A 4,290-nucleotide genomic window follows, 5' to 3' on the forward strand; every position below is an offset into this window, starting at 1 on the left:
TCTCCCAGACCTTGACCCGCATCGCTCAGCGCTGGCCCGCAGCCAAAATCGAAATGCTCATGCCCTGGAACTTCAAACCAGACGCCGTCAGCTAACCGCTTACAATTGTTCTAGTCACCTGAATCTGAAGTTCGGTTCATTGTCTTGTGGCAGAAGCGCTTGACCGACGCGAGGATTTGGTCGGCGGATTTGACCCATTTGTATGGGGTGGGGTTCTCGTTGTGGGTTTCGATGAAGGCGTCGATATCAGCTTCCAGTTCTGCGGTGGAACGATGTACACCGCGCTGCAACTGCTTTCGCGTCAGCTCTGCAAACCACCGCTCGACCTGATTGATCCAGGATGCCGACGTTGGCGTGAAGTGAACATGCCAGTGTGGACGGCGCGCGAGCCAAGCCTTGATCCTCGGCGTCTTGTGGGTCGCATAGTTGTCCATCACCAGATGCACGTCCGGCCCATTGGGCATTTCGGTGTCGATGCGCTTCAGGAAGTCGAGGAATTCGGTGGCCCGGTGACGCTTGTAGCAATGACCTATCACCGCCCCAGTGGCAACATCGAGCGCGGCGAACAGAGAAGTCGTGCCGTTGCGGACATAGGTATGAGTACGCCGTTCGGCGACGCCCGGTGCCATAGGCAGAACCGGCTGCTCGCGGTCCAATGCCTGGATTTGCGATTTCTCATCCACGCATAGCACGATCGCCCGGTCCGGTGGTGACATATATAGGCCGACGATGTCCTGCACCTTATCAACGAAGAGCGGATCGGAGGAGAGCTTGAATGTCTCGGCACGATGCGGCTGCAGGCCAAACGCGCTCCAGATCCGACGGATGGTGGTATGCGAAAGGCCGCTGTCGGCTGCCATCGAGCGGATGGACCAGTGCGTGGCATCCTTGGGAGTGGTGTTCAACGTACGCTCAACGACTGAGCAACCTGGGCATCGGAGACAGTTCGTGGTCGACCGGCACGATATTCATCTGTCAGCCCTTCAATACCATCCTGAACGAACCGACGGCGCCACTTGCCAACCGTGTGCTCGTGAACACCCAGGCGTTCGGCAACGTCTTTGCTTTGCAAACCCTGCGCGCACAGCAAGACCATCCGGCATCGATCCGACAAGGAGCGCGGCGCTTTATGCCGGCGCACCTGAGATTCGAGGAAACTTCTATCCGCGTCGCTCAGAACGACAAGGTCCGCCTGCCTGCCAACCATGAATCAAACTCCTGCTCTTGTGACAGAAGCCGAACAAATGAAGCTTACTTTGGTTCCAGGTGACTAGGGCATGCAAAGCGTATCACTGACTGGTCAAACTGCCGACATTTGAACATCGAAACCCTCCGAAATTCATTGAAAAGCTGCGTGACACACGGCCGGTACCGTTGCAACAGATCCTTCAACTAAGTTTGCAGAATCTTTACTACCGTCAAGCGACGACAGTGGTACCTTCACGGCAAGATTTAAGATCAGGCACGGCAAAAAAGCTGACGCCGGTTTACGCTGAGCCAGCGCACAGGACGCAACGTCGCCGTCAAAAGCCCATGGCAAGAAAGGCGCTCATCCTGGTTGAAGGTCATAGGGGCAATAGTCCGCTCCACGTTGGAGCGGCTCGGCGTCTCGGCCTTCGTCCAATTACCTTGGCGGCAGAGCCGCCAGTACGAATATATTGCGGCGGAAAGCGTTGAGGCTATTCGTGTTGATACAGATAATTTCGATGCGCTTATCCGCGAATGTTCCAAGCTGCCTGCTACTTATGACATTGTCGGCATTACTGGCTTTGCGGGCGACGACGACTCCAGTGCCTGCTTATCGCGTGGCAGCCAATGCGACGGAGGTGGAAAGCTTCGCCACCGAGATCGTCCTGCATATGGCGTCTTCGCCGAGGATACTGGGCGAAGAATTGGCACGAGGCCCCTACTAGTGCGCGCAGAAGGCGTTCGCACACTGCGGTCGTACGGTAGCTAGCTGCTGATGCGATGGCACCCTCGATTGGCTCGACGGCAATCGAGACTGCTGTCCCAGGTTGTCGTCGAAGTCAAATGGTATGTTGAACTCAAGACGCCGATCGTCAGGAAGGGCGATTGCCGGGACTGGATCGGGCATGTTATTGCGTCCCACCCGACCGTGTGCTCGGACCAAGGCATTCCTTCGGCGTGCTGCCGATTTAATTGATTGGTCGATCACACCATTCCTGACCTTGGCGAATAACGGCAACCTGCGGCCCTTGCCGGTTTTGCAGGGGCGCTGAATTGGGGCGCATGGATATCAATGCGCTGCGGATCAGGCGGTGGGAGTCACAGCTGGCCCAGGTTGTCAAGCGAAGTGAGGATTCGACCTCTTGGGCATCATTGCACGGCTTGCTGTGCCAATACAGCGATTGGGTGGAACATGAACGTGACGGTTCTGAAATTCGGCGGCTCGTCTTTTCTGCATGCCAAAGACTACGCTCGCGTTGCTGCGCACATAGCCGATCGACTGGCGGCTGGCAGAAACAAAATCGTTGCCGTGGTCAGCGCGATGTCGGGCACCACTGGCAACCTGAAAGCAGTCATGCTCGACGTCAACCAGCAAGTATCACCATCGAGCCTCGATGCGGCACTCGCAACCGGAGAGATGCTCAGTACCTGCCTCTTGGAGGCCGCCGTCAGCCGGATAGGGATTCCTGTAACGTCTTTGAACGCCTATTCCCTCGGAATCCGTTCAAATTCAGACTTCGGTCGCGCCTCAATAGACAGCGTAGATCCTAAGCCAACTATTGCAGCATTGCGGGAGCATGACGTCGTCATTGCCGCGGGCGCCCAGGCAATTGACCAGTCCGGCAGGTTAACGATGCTCGGCAGAAACAGCTCTGATCTGACAGCTGTCGTAATCGCGTCCATATTGGGGGAGCACGCTTGCGAAATCTACTCGGATGTTCCGGGTGTCTATACGGCAGACCCTTATCTTGTCTCAGGAGCACAACTGATTCCTGAGATCGCCCACCGTACGATCCTACAGATGTCGCGGCATGGCGCAAAGGTGCTGCACCACAGGGCGGTGGACTACGCCGAAAAGCATGGGGTCACCATTGTTTGCAAATCGCTCACCAACGACGGAGCCGTAACGGGCACTTTAGTAACAGGCCATGGTATCCCCTGTTCCGTGACAGTGGCTCACGACGCCCCGGTGTTATCATGCGCCAGTCTTCAAGAACGCGAAAACCTTTGGGCGCTTCTTGCTCGACATGAGATCAACGCGATCCGCGTTGAGGACAGCCACGGGGTGGGCATATGCATTGTAAGCGACATCGATTTTGCCCTGCGGCTTGTCGCGCGCACCAACATTCGCTCCGTCCCCATTGGATCAAGGACCGCGGTGACAGAGATTGATTCTTCCGTGTTGCGCGTCCACTTGCACAGCGATTATGAACGCGCCATTTCCCTGGCGCGCCAAATTCACGAACGAATGTATCCTGCAGCGGCTAGCGAGCCGTTTGGGTCGAGGATGGATGGACAGCCCTCGGCCTATGGTTCGCTACTATTTCGCGCAAATAATGCGCCGGGAAATCCGCTGTAATCCTTTAGTCAGACGGCTGCATTCCAACTCTGGATGCCTCTCCATCTCTGTCCTGGTGCCCTCAAGCGTAAGCGTAGTCGTCTAATAGCGAGATTTGCAAGCGGCCTTTATGTGGGAGGTTATTTGCCGGTAGCCGGTAGCATGGTCGTCTATGCGGTCGACGCATCATGGTGCCTACGGGACGGTCCTTGCAATGTATGTCTCGCGCGCTCCGAACAAACTCGTGGTGCACCGGTCTTAGCTCGACTTTGTACGTTATGTGGCGAAGCACAGGGCTTGCGCCATTCGCAGGATGCGCTCTTGCGGGATATTTTGTCGCTCCCGGTTTGGCGGGGAGTGTTGATTAATATCGCCGATCCAGATTGCGAGGCGGACGGCGCCGATGGCGTCGCTGAACGTCAGGCTGGTTTTTCGGTACCACGCTGCGGCGTATGGGGTGGTAGTGCCGGTGAGCAGATCGCAGGCCCATAGCGATATGAAGCTGTAGAGCCCGAGCAATGCCGGGGTGGTTCGTGCAATGGCCTTGTCGGACCATTGCCGCTGGGTCTCAACGCCAAGGTGGGCACGGGTCTCAGCGAACGTGACCTCGATCTGCCAGCGGCGGACGAACAGGGCGATGATGTCGGCGGGCTCGAGGGTGATGTCCGTGCTGAAGAAGGCTTGAGGGGCGCGTTTGCCATCGGGATCCCGGACCAGCACCCAGCGGATCGGCATTACCGGGGTACCGGGCCTGTACCACAAGG

The 4,290-nt window shown here is 57.1% G+C and carries 1 protein-coding gene and 3 pseudogenes; 2 read left to right on the plus strand and 2 right to left on the minus strand.

From position 1 onward, the window contains the following. Positions 1–110 precede the first annotated feature (110 nt). Positions 111–1,207, minus strand: a pseudogene (locus ACFFNA_RS35790) (IS630 family transposase). 326 nt (positions 1,208–1,533) lie between these two features. Between ACFFNA_RS35790 and ACFFNA_RS35795 the strand changes: the two are divergent. Next, positions 1,534–2,240: pseudogene (locus ACFFNA_RS35795) on the plus strand (hypothetical protein). A 140-nt stretch (positions 2,241–2,380) separates the two neighbouring features. Continuing rightward, complete coding sequence (locus ACFFNA_RS35800) at positions 2,381–3,547, plus strand: aspartate kinase (protein WP_378924663.1); 1,167 nt, start codon at positions 2,381–2,383, stop codon at positions 3,545–3,547. A gap of 255 nt (positions 3,548–3,802) precedes the next feature. On the opposite strand, the pseudogene ACFFNA_RS35805 reads toward ACFFNA_RS35800, so the two are convergent. Continuing rightward, positions 3,803–4,290: pseudogene (locus tag ACFFNA_RS35805) on the minus strand (IS701 family transposase); the annotation flags it as partial.

Origin of the sequence: Mesorhizobium kowhaii (assembly GCF_042431665.1) — a bacterium.
Lineage (GTDB): Bacteria > Pseudomonadota > Alphaproteobacteria > Rhizobiales > Rhizobiaceae > Mesorhizobium > Mesorhizobium kowhaii.

Bases quoted from the DNA above. Each gene is read 5' to 3' on its own strand.
- ACFFNA_RS35800 (WP_378924663.1), top strand. From the start codon at position 2,381: ATGAACGTGACGGTTCTGAAATTCGGCGGCTCGTCTTTTCTGCATGCC.